Here is a 21,376-nt window from a genome sequence, read left to right as displayed (position 1 = left end):
TCTCCGTCTGGAGCCCACACCCATGCGCATCTCTCCTGCCCGTCGTCTCACCGCTGCCGCCGCCGTCGCCGCCGCCTCCGTGCTGGCCCTGGCCGCCCCGGCGTTCGCGCACGTCACCGTCCAGCCGGGCTCGGCCCAGCAGGGCGGCTACACCGCCGTCGACTTCCGGGTGCCGAACGAGAGCGACTCCGCCTCGACCGTGAAGCTCGAGGTCAACCTTCCGCTGGACCACCCGATGGCCTCGGTCCGTGTGCTGCCGGTGCCGGGCTGGACCGCCGTGCTGGAGAAGTCCAAGCTCGACAAGCCGCTGAAGGCGCACGGCCAGGACATCACCGAAGCGGTCTCCAAGATCACCTGGACCGCCGAGGGCGGCGCGAAGATCGCCCCGGGCCAGTTCCAGGAGTTCAAGGTCTCGCTCGGCGCGCTGCCGACCGACACCGAGAAGCTCACCTTCAAGGCGCTGCAGACCTACGACGACGGCAACGTGGTCCGCTGGATCGACGAGGCCAAGGAGGGCCAGCCCGAGCCGGCCAAGCCCGCCCCGGTGCTGACCCTCACCAAGGCCCCGGCCGCCGCTGCCGGCGCCGACCACCACGCGGCCGGTTCGGCCGACGCCGCGAAGGACAAGGCGGCCGACAAGGGCGGCCAGGCCGTGGCCAAGGCCGACGACTCCACCGCCCGCACCCTCGGCGTGGTCGGCATCGTGGTCGGCGTGATCGGCGCCGGGCTCGGCGTCCTGGGCCTGCGCCGCAAGAGCAGCGCCTCCTGAGTCAGGGCCGGTCCGGGCCGCCGCACGCCAGGCGGCGGCCCGGGCCCGGCCGCAGTCGCACGCCCCACGAACGGATCACCATGGCACCCCGCACCACCCGACGGACCTCCCCCCGACTGCTCGGCGCCGCCGCCCTCGCGCTGACCGCCGCCCTCGCCCTGACCGCCTGCGGCTCCTCCGGCTCCGGCGCCGGCGGCCCCGCCAAGGTCTCGAAGGAGAGCAGCAAGTCGCCCTACCAGGCGACCGTGCTGACCAAGCACTTCGACAAGCCCGACCTGGTGCTGAACGACACCTCCGGCCAGCCCTACGACCTGCGCGCCAAGACCGCCGGCCGGGCCACCCTGCTGTTCTTCGGCTACACCAGCTGCCCGGACGTCTGCCCGACCACCATGGGCGACATCGGCGTGGCGATGTCCAAGCTCTCCCCGGAGGAGCAGCAGAAGATCGACGTGGTCTTCGTCTCCACCGACCCGGAGCGGGACACCCCGAAGGTGCTGCGCACCTGGCTGGACTCGATGGGCAAGAGCTTCACCGGCCTGACCGGTGACCTGGAGAAGGTGAAGGCCGCCGCCAAGACCCTCGGCGTGCTGGTCGAGGACCCGATCGTGAACAAGGACGGCACCGTCACCTCCTCGCACGGTGCCCAGGTGCTGGGCTTCCTGCCCTCCGACGACAAGGCCCACCTGCTCTACCTGAGCAGCACCTCCACCCAGACCTTCGCGCACGACCTCCCGCTGCTGGCCAAGGGGGTGGCCGCGTGACCGGCTTCCGCCGCAGTGCCCTGATCGGGTCGGGCCTGGCCGCCGTGCTGGCCGCCGGGACGATACTCGTCGGCTGCGGGTCCGGCTCCGGGGCCGACGCGCCGTCGGCCGGTGCCGCGGTGGCCGGGGCCGCCCCGAGGCTCAGCGTGGTCGACTCCTACATCCCGCTGCCCGCCAGCCCGAACGGGATGGGCGCCGGGTACCTGACGGTGCGCAACGAGGGCGGCGCCGACGAACTGGTGAAGGTCTCCAGCCCCGCGGCCAAGTCGGTCACCATGCACCGCTCCACCGACCAGACCATGGAGCAGGTGGAGTCCTTCCCGGTGCCGTCCGGCGGCGAGCTGCAGCTGGCCCGGGGCGGGAACCACCTGATGATCATGGGTTGGGAGAAGGCGCCCGCCGTCGGCGACCAGCTCGAACTGGACCTCACCTTCAAGAAGGGCGGGACGGTGGCCGTCAAGGTCCCGGTCCAGCCGCTCACCTACCGACCGGGAAGCTGACGACCCATGAGAAGGCTCGGTGCTCTGCTCGCCGTGGCGGGCGCGGTTCTGGTGCTGTTGATCGGCGGGGCCGGGACGGCCTCCGCGCACGCCGCGCTGGTCTCCACCGACCCGGCGGCCAACACGGTGCTGCCCGCCGCCCCGGCGGCCGTCACGCTGACCTTCAGCGAGGGCGTCTCGCTCTCGCCGGACTCGGTCCGGGTGCTCGGCCCCGACGGTGCGTCGGTGGACAGTGGGGCCCCCGGCCACGTGGACGGCAAGGCCGCCACCGCCCGGGTCGGCCTCAAGGGCGGCCTGGCGAACGGCACCTACACCGTCGCCTGGCGGGCCGTCTCCGAGGACTCGCACCCGATCGGCGGCGCCTTCGTCTTCTCGATCGGCGCCCCCTCCGCCACCACCGTCTCCGCCACCGCACTGCAGAACGCCGAGGCCGACTCCACGGTCGCGTTCTTCTACGGCACCGGCCGGGCCGTCGCGTACGGCGCCTTCGCCCTGCTGGCCGGGGCGGCCGCGTTCGTGCTGGTCTGCTGGCCCGCCGGGGTCGCGGTGCGGGCGGTGCAGCGGCTGCTGATGACCGGTTGGGTCGCGCTGCTGGTCTCGACCGTCGGGGTGCTGCTGCTGCGCGGCCCGTACGAGCGGGGCACCGGGATCGGGCAGGCGCTGGACCTCTCGCTGGTGCGCGCCACGCTGGACGAGCGGATCGGCACCGCGCTCTCGGTGCGGTTGCTGCTGCTCGCCGCCGCCGGGGTCTTCCTCTCGCTGCTGGTGGGGCAGTTGGGCCAGGCCCGGCCGGCCGTGCCGACGGCGGGGGCGGCCGACGGCTCCGGACCGACGGGGGACGCGGAGGAGGACGAGCTGCGGCGGCTGGAGCGCAAGGCCGCCGAACGTCCGCTCCGGGACGCCCGGTTGGGCCTCGGGGTGGCCGGGCTGGTGCTCGCGGTGGCGCTCTCCGCCACCTGGGCCGGGGCGGACCACGCCTCGGTCGGCGAGCAGGTCTGGCTGGCGCTGCCCAGCGCGATGGTGCACCTGCTGGCGATGGCGCTCTGGCTGGGCGGGCTGGTGGCGCTGCTGATCGGCCTGCGGGCCGGGGTCGGGACGCGCGCGGTCGAGCTCTTCTCCCGGCTGGCCTTCTGGTCGGTCACGGCGCTGGTGGCCACCGGGCTGTACCAGTCCTGGCGCGGGCTGGGCGGCTGGGCGGCGCTGGTGGACACCGAGTACGGGCGGCTGCTGCTGGTGAAGACCGGCGTGGTGGTCGCGATGGTCGGAGTGGCCTGGTTCTCCCGAGGGTGGGTGGCGCGGCTGCGGGCCGAGCCGGACGCCGCGGAGGGCACGGAGGCCGCGGAGCGGGACGGGGTCAAGGCGGAGGTCGAGGCCGGGCGGGTCGAGGTGCGCGAGGGCGTGGGCCCCAGGGGCGGCCGGGCTGCGGGCGGCACCGGGGGTTCCGGTGCGGACCCGGGCGAGGAGGACCCGGTGCGGGCCGCGCAGTTGGCGCTGCAGCGGGCCGCGCGGGCCGAGGCGACGGAGCGTCAGGAGCGGGACGGCTCCCCCGCCCGGGCCGGGCTGCGGCGCTCGGTGCTGGTGGAGGCCGTCGTGGCGGTCGCCGTGCTGGTGGTCACCACCATGCTGACCAACACCCCGCCCGGCAAGGTCGCCGAGGCGGTGGCCGCCTCCCCCGGTGGCGGCAGCTCCGCCGCACCGGGCACGGGCGACCGCAACCCGGTCCGGGACGGCACGGTGCCGGGCAGGACCGTGGAGCTCAAGCTCCCGTACGACACCGGCGGCCGCACCCCCAACGCCAAGGGCACCGCCACCGTCACGCTCAACCCCGCCGGGGTCGGGCTCAACGCGACCACGCTGACCCTGACCGACACCGCCGGGCAGCCGGTCGAGGTGCCCGAGGTCCAGCTGGCCGTCACCCTGCCGGACCGTGACCTCGGCCCGCTGCCGGTGGCCCTGCAGTCCGGCGGCCCCGGCAAGTGGACCGGGCAGGCCCAACTCCCGCTGGCGGGCAACTGGGTGGTGTCGGTGACCGTGCGGTCCTCCGACATCGACCAGGTGACCGAGGTGAAACCCCTGAAGATCGGCTGAGCACCATGAGCGCGTCCCCTCTCTCCCGCCGCGCCGTCCTGGGCGGAGTCGGAGCCGCCGGGCTGACCGTCGGCGTGGCCGGCGGTGCCCTGGGCCGGCAGGCGCTGGCCGACTCCCCCGCCGGGGCTCCGGCGGCCCTGGGCCGGGCCGCCGTCCCGTTCTTCGGGCCGAGGCAGGCCGGGATCACCGAACCGGGCCAGGCCCGGGTGCAGTTGGCCGCCTTCGACCTGGCCCCGGGCACGGGCCGGGACGGGCTGCGGCAGCTGCTGCGGCAGTGGTCGGCGACCGCCGCGCGGTTGGCCCGGGGGGAGACGGCCGAGTCGGCGGAGAACCAGATCGCGCTGGACGCCGGGCCGTGCGGGCTGACCTTCACCTTCGGGTTCGGGGCCGCGCTCTTCGAGAAGGCCGGTCTGACGGACCGTCGGCCGGCCGCACTGGCCCCGCTGCCGGCCTTCCCCGAGGACGCGATCGACCCGGCGCGGAGCGAGGGCGACCTCTGGGTGCAGATCGGGGCGGACGACGCGCTGGTGGTCTTCCACGCGTTCCGGGTGCTGCAGCGGCAGGCGACGGGGGCGGCGGCCCTCCGGTGGCAGATGGCGGGCTTCAGCCGGACGCCCGGGGCCACCGAGCGGCCGATGACGCCGCGGAACCTGATGGGCCAGATCGACGGCACCGGGAACCCCAAGGCGGGTGAGGCCGGGTTCGAGGAGAAGGTGTTCGCGGGCGGGTCGGACTGGATGCGGGGCGGGACGTACGCGGTGGTGCGGCGGATCCGAATGCTGCTGGACAACTGGGAGAGCCTGCCGACGGACCGTCAGGAGCGGGTGATCGGACGGCGGAAGTCGGACGGCGGCCCGCTCTCGGGCGGGGGCGAGCACACGCCGGTGGACCTCACCGCCACCGGGCCGGACGGGGGGTTGCTGATCCCCGCCGACGCGCACGTGCGGGTGGCGGCGCCCTCCGCGAACGGCGGTGCCGCCATGCTGCGGCGGGGGTTCTCCTACGCGGACGGGGTCACGGCGGACGGGTCGCCGGACGCGGGGCTGCTCTTCGTCGCGTACCAGGCCGATCCGTTGCGGGGGTTCGTCCCGGTGCAGCGGAAGTTGGCCCGGGGGGACGGGCTCTCGCGGTTCCTGCGGCACGAGAGTTCGGGGCTGTACGCGGTGCCGCCCGGCGCACCCGAGGGCGGGTACGTCGGGCAGCAACTCCTGGAGGGCTGAGCGGGGTTGGTGATGCCGGGGGCGCGAGGAACTGCGCGCGGGGGAACGGCAGCGCGTGCAACTGGCTCGCCTGCCCCGATCTAGCGCTGGGCCGCCTTCCGACTCGCGCAGTTCCTCGCGCCCCCGGGGTGACCGATTTCCTCAGCGCCGCGAAATGATCGCCCGACCTGGGAGAGCGGTGGAGGCAAGGGCGAGGAGGACGACCGCTCCGGCGAGGGGGAGGGCGAGGGTCGGGGGGGACGTAGGGGGTGCCGCCGGTGAGGCCGCGGGCGATGGGGGTGAGGGTGGCCCAGGCGATGGCGGTGCCGATCAGGAGGCCGGCCGAGGCGACCAGGAGGCCCTCCCAGCGGAGCATGCCGCGGATCTGGCGGCGGGTGGAGCCGGCCAGCCTGAGGAGGGTGAGCTCGCGGCGGCGGTCCAGGACGGTCATCACCAGGGTGTTGGCCGCGGCGACGGCCGCGAAGCCGCCGAGCACCGCCGCCATCACGGAGTTGGCCCAGCCGCTGGCCTCGCGGTCGCGGTCGGCCTGGGCGCCGTGCTCGGCCGCGTCGGTCACGGTGACCGCGCCGAGGCCGGCCAACTCCCGTGCCACGGCGGCGCGGTCGGCACCGTCGGCGGCCCGGACCAGCAGCCGGCCGTCGTAGCCGGTGGTGACGTGGGCGGCCAGGTCGGCGCGGGGCAGGACGGCCTCGCCGAGGCCGAGGCCGCGGTCGTAGGTGGCCACCACGAGCGGCTCCACCGGGGTGCCGTCGCCGAGCCAGAGGGCGGCGTGCTGACCGACCGTCACGCCGAGGTCCTCGGCCAGACCGGCGGCCAGCGCGACCGTGCCGGGGCGGGCCAGGCCGGACAGGTCGCCGTCGCGCACGCCGAGGTCGAGCACCCGGGCGTAGGCCGCCGGGTCGCCGGAGATGCCCAGGGCGGTGGCGGTGGCCGGGGTGTCGCCGGAGCGGTGGGCGACCGCGGTGTCGAGGATGCCGACCGCCGCACCGACGCCGGGCAGGCGGGCCGCCCTGGACACGGTGTCCGGGGACAGCCCCGGGCCGGCGGAGGTGACCACGTGGTCGGCGACCAGGCCGCGGCGGGCCTGCTCGCCCGCGGCGTGGGTGAGGGTGCTCTGTAGGAAGAGCAGGGTGCCGCAGAAGGCGGTGACCATCACGATCGGGGTGATCGCCGAGGCCAGCCGGCGGGCGTTGGCCCGGGTGTTGTCGGCGGCCAGCGAGGCGGCCGCGCCGCGCAGGCGCAGCGGCCAGCCGAGGACGGCGGCGCTGGCCCGGGCCAGCAGGGGGCCGAGCAGGCCGACCGCCAGCAGCAGGCACATCACCACGCCCAGCGCGGTGTTGGCGGCGTCGGAGCCGCCGAGGTTCGCCGCGACGCCCGCCAGTGCGAGGCCGCCGGCCAGGGCCAGCGCGCCGAACAGGGTGCGGACCTTGCCGAGCCCGGGGCGCTCGGCCGCCGACTCGCTGAGCGCCAGTCCGGGCCGCAGCTTGGCCGGGCGGCGGGCCGCCAGCCAGCCGCCCAGCAGGGCGGAGAGCAGTCCGGTGCCGACCGCGGCCAGCACCGGGATCGGGCCGGTGTTCAGCGCCACGCCCTCGGCCACCATGCCGCGCTCCGTCATCTGCCCGAACCACCAGCGGGCCAGGCCCAGTCCGGGCAGCACGGCCAGGGCTCCGGCGACCGGTGCCAGCAGCGCGGCCTCGGTCGCCACCGTGCGGCGGATCTGGCCCGGGGTGGCGCCGACCGCGCGCAGCAGGGCGAACTCGCGGGACCGCTGGTTGGTGGCCAGGGCGACGGTGCCGAGGACCACGAAGACCGCCGTCAGGGCGGTGATGCCGCCGAAGGAGCCGCCGAGGGCGGTGAGCATCTCCCGGGTGTTGGCGAGCTGCGGCTGCTCGGCGGTGGCGCGGTCGTCCCCGGTCAGCACCTGGGCGCCGGCGGCCACCGTCCGTACCTGGTCGGCGAGTTCGGCGGTGCTGACGCCGGGCTTCGGCTGCACCGCGATGACGTCCACCCGGCCCGGATGGCCGGCGGCGCGGGCCGCCTCGGCCGGGTCGAGCCAGAGGCCGGTACGGCCCGGCAGGGTGCCGGTGACCAGGTAACTCCGGTGACCGGAGGGGGTGTTGAGGGTGACCCGGTCGCCGGTGCGGTACGGGGTGTCCGCACCGGCCGCGAGCTCGGCGGCGGCGGGGGCGCGGCCCTGCAGACCGTCGGTACCGGTCAGGGCGGTGGCGGTGGACGGGCCGGCCGTGGTGGTGACCGGGAAGGAGAGCTCGGGGACGGCCGAGGCCACGCCCGGAAGGGCGGCGATCCGGCCGGCCAACTCCAGCTCCACCCTTGCCCTTTCGGGCAGCGTGATGCGGGTGGTCTCGGGCTTCTCGCCGGGGACCGGGGCCACGGTGACCTCGGCCGAGGCCCGGTTCGCCACCACGACCGGGGCCCCGGCGTACTTCACCGGCGGGAGGGACGCGGTCAGGCCGGTCTGGAGCAGGACGCCGCAGGCGATGGTGACGACAGCGCCGAACAGCAGCGCGACGAAGCTGCCGACGAAGGCCGCCGGGCGGGCCCGCACCGAGGCGGCGGCCAGGCCGAGGGCGCTCATGCCGCCACCGCCGAACCGGCGTGGGTGGCACGGGCGGTGAGGCGCAGCAGGTGGTCGGAGACGGTCTGCGGGTCGGGGCGCTCCAGGGCGGAGACCAGCAGGCCGTCGGCGAGGAAGAGCACCCGGTCCGCGTGCGAGGCCGCGACCGGGTCGTGGGTGACCATCACCACGGTGGCGCCCAGTTCGTCCACCGCCCGGCGGAGCAGGCCCAGCACCTCGTGCGCGGTCCGGGCGTCCAGGGCGCCGGTCGGCTCGTCCGCGAAGACCACCTCCGGGTCGGTGACCAGCGCGCGGGCGATGGCCACCCGCTGCTGCTGGCCGCCGGAGAGCTCGTGCGGTCGGCGGCCGCCGTGCTCCGGCAGGCCGACCCGGGCGAGGAGTTCGTCGGCCCGGCGGCGGTCCTGGCGGGCGCCGGCCAGGCGCTGCGGGAGCAGGACGTTCTGACGGACGGTCAGGGAGGGGAGCAGGTTGAAGGACTGGAAGACGAAGCCGATGCGGCTGCGGCGCAGCCGGGTCAGCTTGTTCTCGCCGAGGGTGGCCAGGTCGGTGCCGCCGAGGAGCACCTGACCGGCGTCCGGGCGGTCGAGGCCGGCGGCGCACTGCAGGAAGGTGCTCTTGCCCGAGCCGGACGGGCCCATCACCGCGGTGAAGCCGCCCCGGGGCAGCACCAGGTCGATGCCGCGCAGGGCCTGCACGGAGCCGTAACGGCGCTGTACGCCGCGCAGTTCGACGGCGGCGGGGTGGGCTTGCTGGACGGCCATCGGGGTCCTTCCGGGGCGGGATCTTCGGCATCTCCCAACCTAGGAACGACGGGCTCCGGGAACCATGGAGTCCCCTGGCGTCCCCGGGGTGGGGATAACCCCCGGTGGGAATCGGCCATGCCGCCGGGGGCGCGAGGAACTGCGCGGGCCGGAAGGCGGCGCACCGGCAACTGAACCGCCGTCAGCCGGTTGCCGGTGCTGCCGTTCCCCCTCGCGCAGTTCCTCGCGCCCCTGAGGCCTTCGGCCCGGGGCGCAGCCCCGCGCCCCTGGTGGCCCCTCCGGGGCCCGGGGCGCAGACCAGTCGGCGGACGGGTCGGTGGGGGTGCGTGGGACTGGCTAAGGTGGATCGGTCTGGCTGTTGCGATGCGTTCGGAGGCGGTATGTCGGCGACCCGGTACACCTACCTGGGCCCCGAGGGGACGTTCACCGAGGCGGCGCTGCGGACGCTGCCGGAGGCGGCGACCCGGGAGCTGGTGCCGTTGGCCTCGGTGCCGGCGGTGCTGGACGCGGTGCGGGCCGGGGAGGCGAGCGGGGCGTTCGTGCCGGTGGAGAACTCGGTGGAGGGCGCCGTCACGGCGACCAGCGACGAACTCGCCAACGGCGGGCCGCTGATGATCTACCGCGAGGTGCTGCTGCCGATCTCCTTCGCCCTGTTGGTGCGCCCCGGCACGGTGCTGGAGGACATCAAGACGGTGACCAGCCACCCGGTGGCCCAGCCGCAGGTGCGCAAGTGGCTGGCGGCGAACCTGCCGGACGCCCGCTGGGAGTCGGCGGCCTCGAACGCGGACGGCGCGCGGCTGGTCCAGGAGGGCCGGTTCGACGGGGCGTTCGCCGGTGAGTTCGCGGCGCCGATCTACCAGTTGGAGCCGTTGGTCACCGACATCCACGACGCGGCCAACGCGACCACCCGGTTCGTGCTGGTGGGCCGGCCCGGACGGGTCTCCTCGCCGACCGGGGCGGACAAGACCTCGATGGTGGTCTGGCTGCCGGACGACCACCCGGGCGCGCTGCTGGAGCTGCTCCAGGAGTTCGCCGTGCGCGGGATCAACCTGATGCGGATCGAGTCCCGGCCGACCGGTGAGGGGCTCGGGCAGTACTGCTTCCTGATCGACTGCGAGGGGCACCTGAGCGAGCGCCGGGTGAGCGAGGCGCTGATGGGCCTGCGGCGGATCTGTCCGCAGGTGCGCTTCCTCGGCTCCTATCCGCGGGCGGACCACGGGGCGCCGACCGCGCTCCGGCCGGGCACCTCGGACCAGGATTTCAGCGCCGCCGCCGACTGGCTCTCGCGCTGCCTGGACGGACGCGGCGAACTCTGAGTCCGTTCTCCGGAGCCTTTGCCCGGAACTGATCCGAGCCGACCGCTTTCGACCATTCAGGTCCCATTTCCGACACGCGGAGCCCTTCACCCGCGCGGTGCAGTGCGGGCTCCCGACCGTCGCCCGCCCCGCCGGGGCGGGCGGCATGCTTCGTCCACAGGCCCCCGGGGGCCGTCCACAGGCGGCCCTCCACCGAGTTATCCACAGCCCTGGGGACGAGTCGACAAACCGGCATATCCACTGCGGGAGCTGGTCAGATCATCTGCTTCTCGGTCGGAGCCGACTAATCGGACCAGAGTCACCCCCGATCCCGCAAATCACCCGGCCGAGTGGGTAAATTCCCTTACCCGTGTGGGCGTATCGAGGTTTCAAACCTCAATTCCTTGGCGGATCGCCACCACAACCGTCACTTCCGACTCGTCCACAGGCCCGCCGCCGGACCTGTGGACAGCGAGCCCGGGAGCGGTTCTCCACAGTGGTTATCCACAGGCTCGGCGGAGTTATCCCCAGCCACTCGACACAGTCCACAGCCCGACCTGACACGTGCGCGGGGGCACAGTGCCACAAAAGCGGACATAAATCCATGGACCGGACAGTGTCCGACACCGGCGAAACCCGTTCCGGACGGAACCCCCCACCCCGGTAGGCTGGGCCCCGTGATTGACCTTCGCCTGCTCCGTGAGGACCCTGACCGAGTGCGCGCCTCGCAGCGCGTCCGTGGAGAGGACGTCGACCTGGTCGACTCCCTCCTCGCAGCCGACGAGCGGCGCCGCTCCTCCTCCACGCGCTTCGACGAGCTGCGCAGTGAGCAGAAGACCCTGGGCAAGCAGATCCCCAAGGCCCAGGGCGAGGAGAAGGCCGCCCTGCTGAAGCGGACCGGCGAGCTGTCCGCGGAGGTGAAGGCCGCCGAGGCCGAGCTGCGCGAGGCCACCGAGGAGGCCGACCGCCTCGCCCGCGGGCTGGCGAACCTGATCGACCCGGCCGCCCCGGTCGGCGGCGAGGAGGACTTCGTCACCCTCGAGGAGATCGGCACCCCGCGCGACTTCGCGGCCGAGGGCTTCGAGCCCCGCGACCACGTCGAGCTGGGCAAGATCCTCGGTGCGATCGACACCGAGCGCGGGGCCAAGGTGGCCGGTGCGCGCTCCTACTACCTGACCGGCGTCGGCGCGCTGCTGGAGCTCGCCCTGGTCAACATGGCGATCGCGCAGGCCACTTCGGCCGGCTTCATCCCGATGATCACCCCGGCCCTGGTCCGCCCGGCGGCCATGGACGGCACCGGCTTCCTGGGCCAGGCGGCGGAGAACGTCTACTTCCTGGAGGAGGAGGACCGCTACCTGGTCGGCACCTCCGAGGTCCCGCTCGCCGCGTACCACATGGACGAGATCCTCGACGCGGACAAGCTCCCGCTGCGGTACGCCGGTTACTCGTCCTGCTTCCGCCGCGAGGCCGGCACCTACGGCAAGGACACCCGCGGCATCATCCGGGTGCACCAGTTCGAGAAGGTGGAGATGTTCGTCTTCACCACGCCCGAGGACGCCGAGGCCGAGCACCGCCGCCTGCTCCAGTGGGAGAAGGACTTCCTGAACGCGCTGGAGCTGCCCTACCGGGTGATCGACGTCGCCTCCGGCGACCTCGGCTCCTCGGCGGTCCGCAAGTTCGACATCGAGGCCTGGGTGCCGACCCAGGGCAAGTACCGCGAGGTCACCTCGACCTCGAACACCACCGAGTACCAGTCCCGCCGCCTGGCCATCCGCCTGCGCGACGAGAACGGGGTGCGCCCGCTGGCCACCCTGAACGGCACCCTGGTGGCCGTGCCCCGCACCATCGTGGCGCTGCTGGAGAACCACCAGCAGGAGGACGGCTCGGTGGTCGTCCCCGAGGCGCTGCGGCCCTACCTCGGCGGGCGTTCCGTCCTGGAACCCGTCAAGTGACCCCCCTGCCCTACCGCCTGGTCGCGACCGACCTGGACGGCACCCTGCTGAGTTCGGCGGAGACCGTCTCGGAGCGCAACCGCGCCGCGCTGGCCCTGGCCGGCGCGGCCGGGGCGCGGCACATCATCGTGACCGGGCGGGGGGCACGCTGGACCAGGACGGTCTTCGACGAGATCGGCTACACCGGCCTGGCGGTCTGCGCGCAGGGCGCCCAGGTCTACGACGCGGGCGAGCACCGGCTGCTCACCTCGCTCACCCTGGACCGGCGGCTGGCCGCCGCCGCACTGGCCAAGATCGAGGCCGAGATCGGCACCATGGCCGTCGCGGCCAGCCAGGACGGGCTGGACGGCGAGGTGATCACCGGGCCCGGCTACGCGCTGGAGATCGGCACCGGGCTGCCGATCCGCCGGGTGGAGCGGGACGAGCTGCTGGCCGAGCCGGTGAGCAAGCTCTACCTCCAGCACCCGGAGCACACCGACGACGAACTGGCCGCCGCGGCCGAGCGGTTGGCGGGCGACCTGGTGACCATCACGATGGCCGGCCCCGGGGTGGTCGAGATGCTGCCGCTGGGCCTGTCCAAGGCGACCGGCCTCGCGGTGGCCGCGCACCGGCTGGGCGTGAAGGGCTCCGAGACCATCGCCTTCGGCGACATGCCGAACGACGTCCCGATGTTCGGCTGGGCCGGGCACGGGGTGGCCATGGCCAACGCCCACGAGCAGCTGCTGGCGGTGGCCGACGAGGTGACCGCGGGCAACGACGAGGACGGCGTGGCCGTCGTCCTGGAGCGGCTCTACGGCTGACCCGGGAACGGGCCCGCCGGGCCCGTCCGAGGGGCCGTCAGCCCGTCCGAGGGACCGTCAGCAGGGGCCCGGTGCGCACGCGCCGGGCCCCTGACGCGTCGTCAGCCCGGGCTGCCGTAGGTGAGGTCGTCGCAGGCCGGGGCGTCCGCGGAGCGGGCCGCGCCCGAGATGCTGGTGGGCAGCGCGGTCGGGGTGGCGCCGGCGCCACCGGCGGCCGGGGTGGTGGCGCCGTTGGCCGCGGCGTAGTCCTGGCCGAGCACCAGGTTGATGCCGGCCTTGGTGGAGGACTCCAGGGCGGCCCCGGGGAACAGGTCGGCGACCAGCTGGGCACCGGCCTTCTGGCCCGGGCCGTACTGCACGGTGGTCGTGGTGTGGTTCTGGGTGGAGGCGTTACCGGTGGCGCCGACCGTGAACTTGGAGTCCTTCAGCTTGGTGACCGCGCCGGTGGCCAGCCCGGCGGTGGTGGTGCCGTTGTAGACGTTCACCTTCACGCCGGTGCCCTTGACCGCGGACGGGGCGGCCTGGGTCGGCGAGGGGCTGGGCGAGGGCGCGGCCGGGGCGGGCGAACCGCCGCCCGCGGCGGGTGCGTTGGCGTCCTGGCCGTCCAGCGTGCGGCCGCTCTTCAGGGCGGCCCAGAGGGCGTCCACGTCGGGCTTCTGGAAGGCCACCCGGGAGCCCTCGAAGCGCCACGGCGGGGTGATGAACTGGATGTTCTTGAGGTCGATGTTCTTCATCTGCAGCGCGAAGGAGAGCAGCTTGGCCGGGGAGCCGAGCGCCTCGTCCACGGTGATCGACTTGGTGGCCGCGTCGGCCAGCGGGAGCAGCGTCCCGGCGTCCATGCCCTTGGCCTTGATGTCCTTGATCAGCGAACCCAGGAAGGCCTGCTGACGCTTCATCCGGCCGATGTCCGAGCCGTCGCCGATGCCGTGCCGGAGCCGGACGTAGTCCAGCGCCTTCTGGCCCGAGACCTTCTGCTCGCCCTTGGGGAAGATCTGCTTGCCCTTGCGGTGCAGGTTCGGGTTGAGGTCGCCCTCGGAGATGGCGTTGGGCAGGCAGACGTTGACGCCGCCGACCGCGTCGGTGATGGCGGCGAAGCCCTGGAAGCTCACCACGATGGTGTGGTCGACCCGCAGGCCGGTGAGCTTCTCCACGGTGTTCTGGGTGCAGGCCGGGTTGCCCTCCTCGGTGCCGCCCACGGAGAAGGCGGAGTTGAACATGACCCCGGCCTCCTCCTTGGTCCACTTCCCGTTCGGGAGCTTGCACTTGGGGCGGGTGACCAGCGCGTCGCGCGGGAAGGAGACACCGACCGCGTGCTTCCGGTCGGCGTAGACGTGCAGCAGGATCGTGGTGTCGGAGCGCGCGCCGCCCTCCTCGCCGCCGCCCAGGTTGGCGTTGTCGCCGGCCCGCGAGTCGGAGCCGATCAGCAGCACGTTGAGCGGGGTGTTGCCGTTGGCGTCGGGCGCTGCGGCGTCCGGGCGGTCCTCGTTCAGGCCGTCGCTGCCGAAGGTGCTGAGGTTGCCGTTGAACTTCAGGTAGAGCGCGCCGCCGGCGCAGACCACCAGGGCCATCGCCCCGGCCGCGACCAGGGCGACGATCTTCTTCCGGCTGCGCTTGGGCGCCCCCTTGGCCGCGGCGGCCCGGGTCGCGGCCCGGCCGGGCCCGGCCGGCGGCGTGCCGTCCTCGGCGCCCGCGCCGCCCTGCGCCGCCAGTGCGGCCGCCTGCTGGGCCCGGCGCGCCTCGGCCCGGCCGCCGGTGGGCTGCCGCGGCACCGGCTCCTGGTCGAGGTGCTCCGGCTCGGGCTCCGGGACCGGCCGCTGGGCCCGCTGCGGCGGCGGGACCTGCTGCGGCACCTGCTGGTACTGCTCCTGGTACGGGTCCTGCGGCTGATAGGGCGCCTGCGGCTGCTGGTAGTAGCCCTGCTGCGGGTACTGCGGCTGCTGGTACTGCGGTTGCTGCGGGTACGACTGCTGCTGGTACGGGTCCTGGTAGGCCCCCCCGTGAGCGGCGTCGTCGCGCCACCATTCGGCGTGGTCCGGGGACCCCGGCCTCTGGCCAGACATTCGCACACCCTCCACCAGCAGCCAGGTACTACTCCGTCAGCTTCGCCCCGACCGCATACCGCCGTGGAGAGCTTCTGCGGAGCATATAAAGGCAACATTGCGGAGTCACGGGGCGGGCTCCCGATTGCAGGATCCACCAAGCCCCGTGACCCCGATCGGATCAGTCCTCGAAGGCATCCTCGAAGGCCTCCTCGACCACTTCGTCCATGAACTCCTCGACCACCAGACCGCCGACCACCCCGACCGCCGCACCCGCCACCAGGCCGCCGCCGAAGCCGTGCCCGCCACCGTGGCCGTGGGCGTGGCCGTGGGCGTGGCCGTACGGGCCCTTGGCCAGCGCCTCCTGGATCCAGCCGTCCACCAGGCCGGTGAGGTCCTGTCCGGCCACCGCGTGCTCCACCACGTGGTGGTTGACCACGTCGCTGCTCCGGCGGTCGAACTCGAGCACCACCTCGACCCGTTCGGCCGAGGTGATCAGGGTCAGCTCCAGCGCGCCGAACCGGTCCGCGTACTGCGGCGCGGCCAGGTACTCGATCTCCTGGTAGAACGGCAGGCCCTGCGCGGTGCCGTGGATCCGCCCGGCCTCCAGGTCGGCGGAGCGGAAGCGGAAGCCGAGCGCCGTGAAGGCCTCCAGCAGCGCGCGCTGCACCGGCAGCGGCTCCACCCCGAGCGGGTCGGCGTCGCCCTTGTCCCGGGCCCCGGCGATGTCCACCTCGGTCCGCACGCCCAGCGCCATGCCGTGCAGGTGCTGCCCGGCCAGCTCGGTCACCGGGATCTCGTACGGGGCCGCGAAGGAGAACGGGAGCGAGCGCCGCTCGCCCGCCGCCAGGGTGAACGGACCGGTCACCACGTGCCGGGCGAAGCCGGCCAGGCCGTTCGCCTCGCCCTCGGAGTGCTCGATCTCCACGCGGGCGACCAGATCGAGCGTGATCGCGTTGACCGCCGCCTCCTGGCTGCCGCCGGTCAGGTGGACCTGACCCTCGATCAGGCCACCGGGCCGCACCACGGGCGTGGACAGCACCGTGTCGACGGCCGGGCCGCCGACACCGAGGGCACCGAGCAGCTTCTTGAACACCATGGGGCGGTACTCCAACTCCGGGAAAGGGGAACGGCGAACGGAGAAACGCAGGGCACGGCGGCGCGGTTCCGCACCGGTGAACCGTTCGGGCCGCCCGGGCCGCCCGGACCGCTCAGGCCTCGATCCCCGCCGCCTTCAGCCGACCCGCCACCGCCTCCCACTCCGGGTCCAGCGCCTCGGCCCGCTCGGTGCCCACCCGCAGGTCCTTGAAGCCGCTGGAGGTGGAGACGCAGACCACCGGCCCGTCGAAGGCCGCCGGCCCGCCCAGCTGCCGCAGACCGGCCAGCCCGATCGCCGAGGAGAACTCGCACCACAGCCCCTGGGCCGCCAACTCCCCGTGCGCGGCCCGGACCTCCCGGTCCGTCAGCAGCAGCGCACCGCCACCGCTCGCGGTGACCGCCCGGACCCCCCGGTGGCCGCCGTTGGTGACGTCGATCGCGTACGCCTCCGTCGGGCCGACCTCCACCACCGCGGCCGGGACGCCGGTGCGCACCGCCGCCGCCAGCGGGCCGCCGGCGGCCGGCTCGCAGCCGAAGACCCTCGGCACCCGGGCCGCCAGGCCCAGCCGCTGCAGCTCGGCGAAGCCCTTCCACACCCCGTACAGCAGCTCCCCGTACCCCGTCGGCACGAACACCGCCGCCGGGGTTCCCAGTTCGGCGTGCAGCTCGTACGCCACCGTCTTGTAGCCCTCGGCACCGAAGCCGTGGCCGGTGTGGGTGCGGGTGTGGTTGCTGACGGGGTGGAAGCCGGTCCGCTCGGCGATCTGCCGCAGCAGCGGCCAGCGGGCCTCGACCGGCACCGGGAGCACCAGCGCGCCGTAGGCGTTCAGGAAGGACTGCACGGCCGGCGGCGAGCTCGCCGAGGCCAGCACCACGCAGCGCAGCCCCGCCCGGGCGGCGTACGCGGCGGCCGAGGCGCCGTGGTTGCCGGAGGAGGCCACCACGATGCCGGGCGCGCCCTGGTGGACGGCGGCGCTGACCGTTACCCGGTTGAGGCGGTCCTTGTGGCTCCAGGTCGGGTTGCGGGACTCGTCCTTGACCAGGGTGCCGTCGGGGAGGGCGAGCAGCGGGGTGCCGCCCTCCCCGAGGGTGGGCGCGTCCAGCGGGGGCAGCAGCGGGGCCCAGCGGTCCAGGCCCGGGCCGGGCGGCTGCGCGAACAGGGCGGCCGGGACGGCCGGGTAGTCGTAGTCGACCTCGACCGGGTAGGCGAGCTCGGGGGTGCTGGTGACCGGGCACCCGGCGGTGAGGGCGGGCCAGAGCGGGTACCGGACCTCGGGATCGCCGAGCGAGACCTGAGCGGTGGCCAGGGAAGCGGCAGCTGTCATGCCGCCAACGGTAGGGACACGGAGGGTGGTCGAGGGCCTCTTCGGGCACTCCCGGAGGCGATCGGCACCCCGACTGTGTCAGGTGGCGGCGGGGCCGCTCAGAGCACCTGGTTGCGCCCGGCGCCCCAGCCGGCCACCGCCGCCACCGCGGCGAGCGCCAGCAGCAGCACGAGCGGCAGCTCCCAACCGCCCGTCAGCTGGTGCAGCGCGCCCGCGCCGACCGGCCCGGCGGCCGCCACCAGGTAGCCCACCGCCTGGGTCATGCCGCCGAGCTGCGCCGCGCCCAGCGCGCTGCGGGTGCGCAGCACGATGAAGGCCAGCGCCAGTCCGAGCGAGCCGCCCTGGGCGATGCCGAGCACGCCGGCGGCCAGCCAGGCGCCGGAGACCGGGGCCAGCAGCAGGACGGCGATGCCCACCGCGTTGAGCCCGGCCATCGTGACCGCGAGCCCGCGCTGACGGGTCATCCGGCCGGCGATCAGCGGGACCAGGAAGGCGCCGATCACCTGGACCAGGTTGCTGAACGCGAAGACCAGACCGGCCTCGCCGCGGTCCATGCCGTGGTCCGCCAGGATGGTCGGCATCCAGGCCACCAGCGTGTAGACCATCAGCGAGGAGACGCCCATGAAGACGCTGATCCGCCAGGACAGCCCGTTCCGCCAGATGTTCGCGATCGCCGCACCGGCCGGAGCGGCCGCGACCGCGGCCTTCTCCTGACGGGACTTCAGCACCTGCGGCAGCCAGGCCGCCGCGGCCACCAGCGCCAGCACCGACCAGGCCGCCAGCGAGCCCTGCCAACCGCCGCCGAGCACCTTCTCCAGCGGCACCGAGGTGGCCGCCGCGAGGGTCGCGCCGACCAGCATGGTGGTGGAGTAGACACCGGTCATGGTGGCCGCGTTCCCCGGGAACTCCCGCTTCACCAGGCCCGGCATGGAGACGTTCAGCACCGCGATGGCGATCCCGATCACCATGCACCCCGCGTACAGCGCCGCGACGTTGGGCAGCACCCGGAGCAGCACCCCCGCGCCCAGCGTGAGCACCGCGCCGAGCACCACCTTCTCCGCGCCGAAGCGCCGGGTCAGCCGGGGCGTCAGCGGGGCGCCCAGGCCCTGGAACAGCACCGGCACGGTGGTGATCAGACCGGCCGCGGTGGCCGACAGGCCGAAGGTGCGCTGGATCTCGCCGACCAGCGGGGAGATCGCGGCCAGGCAGGCCCGCATGTTGAGCGCCACCAGCACGATGCCGAGCAGCATCAGCGCGGGGTGGGCGAGCCTGGTGCGGGTACGGACCGTCGGGGTGGCGAGCTGCTGGGCGTGGGTGACCGTCATGACGGTGGTGTCTTCTCCGGACAGGGCGGGGCGGAACGAGGAAGGGACCGGCTCGTGCGGCCGGTGACGTGCGCGGGCTACGACTCGGGCTGAACGGTCGTCACTTCCGCGCGGCGATGGCGGCGAGCAGCTGCTCCACGGCGGCCGTCGGCTCCGCGAGCAGCCGGCGACAGGCGGCCTCGGCCAGCTCCGGGTCGCCGCTCTCGATCGCGTCCACCAGCGCCTCGTGGGTGGCGACGACCACCTCGGGCATCTCGTGGTCGCCGAAGGCGGTCCGCATCGACTCGCGCACCGAGGCCCCGAAGTACCGGTAGACCTCGGTCAGCGCCGGGTTGTGGGCGGCCTCGACCACCGCGGTGTGGAACTCCAGGTCGTGCTCGACGGTCGCCTCGCGCCCCGCCCGGTCGGGCTCGGCGGCGATGATCTCGGCCTCGCGGGCCAGCGCGGCACGCATCCGGGCGATGTCCTCGGGGGTGTGCCGCACGGCGGCCAGGCGAGCGGCCTCGGCCTCCAGCGCGGCCCGGACCTCCAGCACGTCCCGGACGCCGGAGCGCTGCACCCCGCGCAGCACCGCGGCCGGGTCGGTGGTGGAGGTCACGAAGGTGCCCTCCCCCTGGCGCGAGACCAGCATCCCCGCGTGCACCAGCACCCGGATCGCCTCCCGCACCGTGTTCCGCCCGACCCCGAGCCGCTCGGCCAGCTCGTGCTCGGTCGGGATCCGCGCCCCGACCGGCCAGCTCCCGGCGCTCAGCTGCTCGCGCAGCTGCTCGATCGTCACGTCCACCAGCGAACGCCGCCCGGCGGCCTGCAGCCCGTCCGCACTCATGGGGGCTCCTTCCGGGTTCGCTCAGCAGTGGACGGCAGTCATCCTACAACCTCTTGCCCGGTCATCCTACAACTGGCCACTGTTGACAGCACGTCTAGCACGGGGCGCCCCGGGACACACCCCGCCGAACGGGGGTGGTGCGGATGATCGACGCGGTGTGAGCATGTGCTCACCTTCGGGGGCGTTGCGTGGCCGTCGGGGGAGGTGGCCCTGGCCGCCCCCGAAGGGTTCCGGGTGGGTGCCCGCGAACGAGGAGGGCCCCGGCGGATGCCGGGGCCCTCCTCGTTCGCGGTGCGGGATGTTCGCGGTGCGGGATGCGGGCTACTCCTCGGAGGCCAGGGTGAGGCCGGCCAGCTTGACGGCGGCGAGGGCGGTGGCGCCCAGGATGACCACGATCAGGAGCGGGACGGCGACCGCGGTGGCCACGGTGGCGTCGATGGCGCCCTCGGCGGCGACGGACTCGGCGATGCTGCGGCCCCACTGCTGGATGCTCAGGGTCTTGGCGCCGTCGACGAAGTTGCCGATCAGGCTCTCCCAGATGAGGGCGTAGCCGAGACCGACGACCACCGCGTTGCGGGTGACCACCGAGAGCAGGAGGAAGAGCGCGCTGTAGGCGGCGCCGGCCACCAGGGTGCCGACCGCGTAGCCGACCGCGAGGCCGTCCTCGGTCCCGACCAGGACCAGCCCGGCGATCAGGGTGGGCAGGGCCGCGAAGACCCAGGTGGTCACCACGGCCACCGCGAGCTTGGTGGTGATGATCTGCCAACGGGGCAGCGGCTTGGCCAGCAGGTAGACGATCGAGCCGTCGTCGATCTCGGTGGCGATCACGCCGGTGCCGACGATCAGGCCGAGCAGCGGGAGCAGGGTGCCCAGCGAGAGCTGGCCGAGGATGGTGGTGGCCAGGTCGTGCTTGTCCTCGCTGCCGCTGCGGGCGATCACGGAGATCACCAGCAGCAGCACGGGCGCGGCCAGCAGCAGGAGGCCGCGGCGGCGCCCCAGCAGGCCGCGGACGGTCAGCCTGGCGACGGTCAGGTTCACAGGGGTCAGCCTTTCGGGTGCGACGAGGCGTCGGCGACGGGGCGTCGGAGGCGGGGCGTCAGTTGGCGACGAGGTAGGAGAAGACGCTCTCCAGCGACTCGTCGGCCGGGGAGACGGTGTAGAGCCGGATCCCGGCCTCCTTGGCGACCTTCGGCAGCAGCGCGGTGAACTGCGGGAAGTTGATCGCCTCGATGCGCAGCGCCCGCTCGTGCCAGTCCAGTTGGATCCCGGCGGTGGAGCTGTCCGCGATCAGCGCGGAGGCCAGCCGGCGGTCGTCGCTGGAGCGGACCAGGTAGCGGTGCGGGCGGTCGGTCATCAGGCGGCGGATCTTCCGGAAGTCACCGGAGGCGGCGTGCCGGCCGGCCACCACCACCTCGATGTGCCGGGCCAGCTGCTCGACCTCCTCCAGGATGTGCGAGGAGAACAGCACCGTCCGCCCGGCCGAGCCGAACTGCTGCAGCAGCTCCATCAGTTGCAGCCGCTGGCGCGGGTCCATGCCGTTGAACGGCTCGTCCAGCAGCAGCACCTCGGGGTCGTGCACCAGTGCGGAGGCCATCTTGACGCGCTGCTTCATGCCCTTGGAGTACGTCCCGGCCTTCCGGTCCTGGGCGTACTCCATCTCGACCAGCCCGAGCGCCCTCTTCGCGGCCGCACCCGGATCGGCCAGGCCGTGCAGTTCGGCGTTGGCCAGCACGAACTCCCAGCCGGTCAGGTAGTCGTACATCGACTCCCGCTCCGGGACCAGGCCGATCTTGCGGTAGACCTCCTGGTTGCGCCAGATCGGCTCCCCGTCCAGGGTGACCGCCCCGGAGGAGGGGGCCAGGAAACCGCTCATCATGTGGATGAGGGTGGACTTGCCCGCGCCGTTGGGCCCGAGCAGACCGGTGATGCCCGGCCCGATCTCCATGCTGACGTCGTTGACGGCGACCACGTTGCCGAACCAGCGGGAGACCCTGTCGATGGTGATGACGGCCATGACGTTC

Annotated in this window: 16 protein-coding genes and 1 pseudogene; 8 read left to right on the top strand and 9 right to left on the bottom strand. The window is 74.0% G+C overall.

The window, feature by feature from the left end:
- Nucleotides 1-22 precede the first annotated feature (22 nt).
- The 5 genes from ABD946_RS39930 (at nucleotide 23) to efeB (ending at nucleotide 5,338) form a co-directional block, all read left to right on the top strand.
- Nucleotides 23-769, top strand: a complete 747-nt coding sequence (locus tag ABD946_RS39930; protein WP_345290619.1) for a YcnI family copper-binding membrane protein — start codon at nucleotides 23-25, stop codon at nucleotides 767-769.
- An 80-nt stretch (nucleotides 770-849) separates the two neighbouring features.
- Nucleotides 850-1,530, top strand: coding sequence for an SCO family protein (locus ABD946_RS39925; RefSeq protein ID WP_345290618.1), 681 nt, complete (start codon nucleotides 850-852; stop codon nucleotides 1,528-1,530).
- Nucleotides 1,527-2,030, top strand: coding sequence for a copper chaperone PCu(A)C (locus tag ABD946_RS39920; protein WP_345290617.1), 504 nt, complete (start codon nucleotides 1,527-1,529; stop codon nucleotides 2,028-2,030). Before ABD946_RS39925 ends, ABD946_RS39920 begins: the two co-directional genes overlap by 4 nt.
- Before the next feature lie 6 nt (nucleotides 2,031-2,036).
- Nucleotides 2,037-4,118: a FixH family protein gene (locus ABD946_RS39915; protein ID WP_345290616.1), complete on the top strand. Its 2,082-nt coding sequence runs from the start codon at nucleotides 2,037-2,039 to the stop codon at nucleotides 4,116-4,118.
- A gap of 5 nt (nucleotides 4,119-4,123) precedes the next feature.
- Nucleotides 4,124-5,338, top strand: coding sequence for an iron uptake transporter deferrochelatase/peroxidase subunit (gene efeB / locus ABD946_RS39910; protein WP_345290615.1), 1,215 nt, complete (start codon nucleotides 4,124-4,126; stop codon nucleotides 5,336-5,338).
- A 331-nt stretch (nucleotides 5,339-5,669) separates the two neighbouring features.
- Here the strand turns inward: efeB and ABD946_RS39905 are convergent.
- Nucleotides 5,670-7,199 (bottom strand): annotated as a pseudogene (locus tag ABD946_RS39905) (ABC transporter permease); the annotation flags it as partial.
- Between the two features lie 731 nt (nucleotides 7,200-7,930).
- Nucleotides 7,931-8,695 carry an ABC transporter ATP-binding protein gene (locus ABD946_RS39900; RefSeq protein ID WP_345290614.1) on the bottom strand — a complete coding sequence of 255 codons (765 nt, stop codon included), beginning with the start codon at nucleotides 8,693-8,695 and terminating at the stop codon, nucleotides 7,931-7,933.
- Between the two features lie 380 nt (nucleotides 8,696-9,075).
- On the opposite strand from ABD946_RS39900, the gene pheA reads away from it, so the two are divergent.
- From pheA to ABD946_RS39885, 3 genes are all read left to right on the top strand, one after another.
- Nucleotides 9,076-10,011, top strand: coding sequence for a prephenate dehydratase (gene pheA, locus ABD946_RS39895; RefSeq protein WP_345290613.1), 936 nt, complete (start codon nucleotides 9,076-9,078; stop codon nucleotides 10,009-10,011).
- A 656-nt stretch (nucleotides 10,012-10,667) separates the two neighbouring features.
- Nucleotides 10,668-11,942 (top strand): serine--tRNA ligase, encoded by a 1,275-nt coding sequence (serS, locus tag ABD946_RS39890; protein ID WP_345290612.1) that lies wholly within the window; start codon nucleotides 10,668-10,670, stop codon nucleotides 11,940-11,942.
- Nucleotides 11,939-12,742 (top strand): HAD family hydrolase, encoded by an 804-nt coding sequence (locus ABD946_RS39885; protein WP_345290611.1) that lies wholly within the window; start codon nucleotides 11,939-11,941, stop codon nucleotides 12,740-12,742. The genes serS and ABD946_RS39885 overlap by 4 nt, the downstream gene beginning before the upstream one ends.
- Before the next feature lie 101 nt (nucleotides 12,743-12,843).
- Here ABD946_RS39885 and ABD946_RS39880 read toward each other — a convergent pair whose 3' ends face one another.
- The 7 genes from ABD946_RS39880 to ABD946_RS39850 form a co-directional block, all read right to left on the bottom strand.
- Nucleotides 12,844-14,802 (bottom strand): LCP family protein, encoded by a 1,959-nt coding sequence (locus ABD946_RS39880; RefSeq protein WP_345290610.1) that lies wholly within the window; start codon nucleotides 14,800-14,802, stop codon nucleotides 12,844-12,846.
- Between the two features lie 160 nt (nucleotides 14,803-14,962).
- A complete protein-coding gene (locus tag ABD946_RS39875) occupies nucleotides 14,963-15,880 on the bottom strand; it encodes a sporulation protein (protein ID WP_345290609.1) in 918 nt (305 codons plus the stop codon).
- Between the two features lie 112 nt (nucleotides 15,881-15,992).
- Nucleotides 15,993-17,204, bottom strand: coding sequence for a threonine synthase (locus ABD946_RS39870; protein ID WP_345290608.1), 1,212 nt, complete (start codon nucleotides 17,202-17,204; stop codon nucleotides 15,993-15,995).
- A 98-nt stretch (nucleotides 17,205-17,302) separates the two neighbouring features.
- Nucleotides 17,303-18,529, bottom strand: a complete 1,227-nt coding sequence (locus ABD946_RS39865; protein ID WP_345290607.1) for a CynX/NimT family MFS transporter — start codon at nucleotides 18,527-18,529, stop codon at nucleotides 17,303-17,305.
- A 100-nt stretch (nucleotides 18,530-18,629) separates the two neighbouring features.
- On the bottom strand, nucleotides 18,630-19,355 hold the full coding sequence (locus ABD946_RS39860) for a FadR/GntR family transcriptional regulator (RefSeq protein WP_345290606.1): 726 nt from the start codon (nucleotides 19,353-19,355) through the stop codon (nucleotides 18,630-18,632).
- 321 nt (nucleotides 19,356-19,676) lie between these two features.
- Nucleotides 19,677-20,393, bottom strand: coding sequence for an ABC transporter permease (locus ABD946_RS39855; RefSeq protein ID WP_345290605.1), 717 nt, complete (start codon nucleotides 20,391-20,393; stop codon nucleotides 19,677-19,679).
- A gap of 58 nt (nucleotides 20,394-20,451) precedes the next feature.
- Nucleotides 20,452-21,369: an ABC transporter ATP-binding protein gene (locus ABD946_RS39850; protein WP_345290604.1), complete on the bottom strand. Its 918-nt coding sequence runs from the start codon at nucleotides 21,367-21,369 to the stop codon at nucleotides 20,452-20,454.
- Nucleotides 21,370-21,376: the final 7 nt, after the last annotated feature.

The organism is Kitasatospora albolonga, from assembly GCF_039535905.1.
Classification (GTDB): Bacteria; Actinomycetota; Actinomycetes; order Streptomycetales; family Streptomycetaceae; genus Kitasatospora; species Kitasatospora albolonga.
Note: the sequence above shows the minus strand (reverse complement) of the source record. Positions and strands in the feature narration are given on the sequence as shown.

Excerpts from the sequence above, each read along its gene's own strand:
- ABD946_RS39870 (WP_345290608.1), bottom strand. The coding sequence starts at position 17,204 with ATGACAGCTGCCGCTTCCCTGGCCACCGCTCAGGTCTCGCTCGGCGAT.
- ABD946_RS39900 (WP_345290614.1), bottom strand. The coding sequence starts at position 8,695 with ATGGCCGTCCAGCAAGCCCACCCCGCCGCCGTCGAACTGCGCGGCGTA.
- ABD946_RS39915 (WP_345290616.1), top strand. The coding sequence starts at position 2,037 with ATGAGAAGGCTCGGTGCTCTGCTCGCCGTGGCGGGCGCGGTTCTGGTG.
- ABD946_RS39850 (WP_345290604.1), bottom strand. The coding sequence starts at position 21,369 with ATGGCCGTCATCACCATCGACAGGGTCTCCCGCTGGTTCGGCAACGTG.
- efeB (WP_345290615.1), top strand. The coding sequence starts at position 4,124 with ATGAGCGCGTCCCCTCTCTCCCGCCGCGCCGTCCTGGGCGGAGTCGGA.
- ABD946_RS39860 (WP_345290606.1), bottom strand. The coding sequence starts at position 19,355 with ATGAGTGCGGACGGGCTGCAGGCCGCCGGGCGGCGTTCGCTGGTGGAC.
- ABD946_RS39875 (WP_345290609.1), bottom strand. The coding sequence starts at position 15,880 with ATGGTGTTCAAGAAGCTGCTCGGTGCCCTCGGTGTCGGCGGCCCGGCC.
- ABD946_RS39865 (WP_345290607.1), bottom strand. The coding sequence starts at position 18,529 with ATGACGGTCACCCACGCCCAGCAGCTCGCCACCCCGACGGTCCGTACC.
- ABD946_RS39925 (WP_345290618.1), top strand. The coding sequence starts at position 850 with ATGGCACCCCGCACCACCCGACGGACCTCCCCCCGACTGCTCGGCGCC.
- pheA (WP_345290613.1), top strand. The coding sequence starts at position 9,076 with ATGTCGGCGACCCGGTACACCTACCTGGGCCCCGAGGGGACGTTCACC.
- ABD946_RS39880 (WP_345290610.1), bottom strand. The coding sequence starts at position 14,802 with ATGTCTGGCCAGAGGCCGGGGTCCCCGGACCACGCCGAATGGTGGCGC.
- ABD946_RS39930 (WP_345290619.1), top strand. The coding sequence starts at position 23 with ATGCGCATCTCTCCTGCCCGTCGTCTCACCGCTGCCGCCGCCGTCGCC.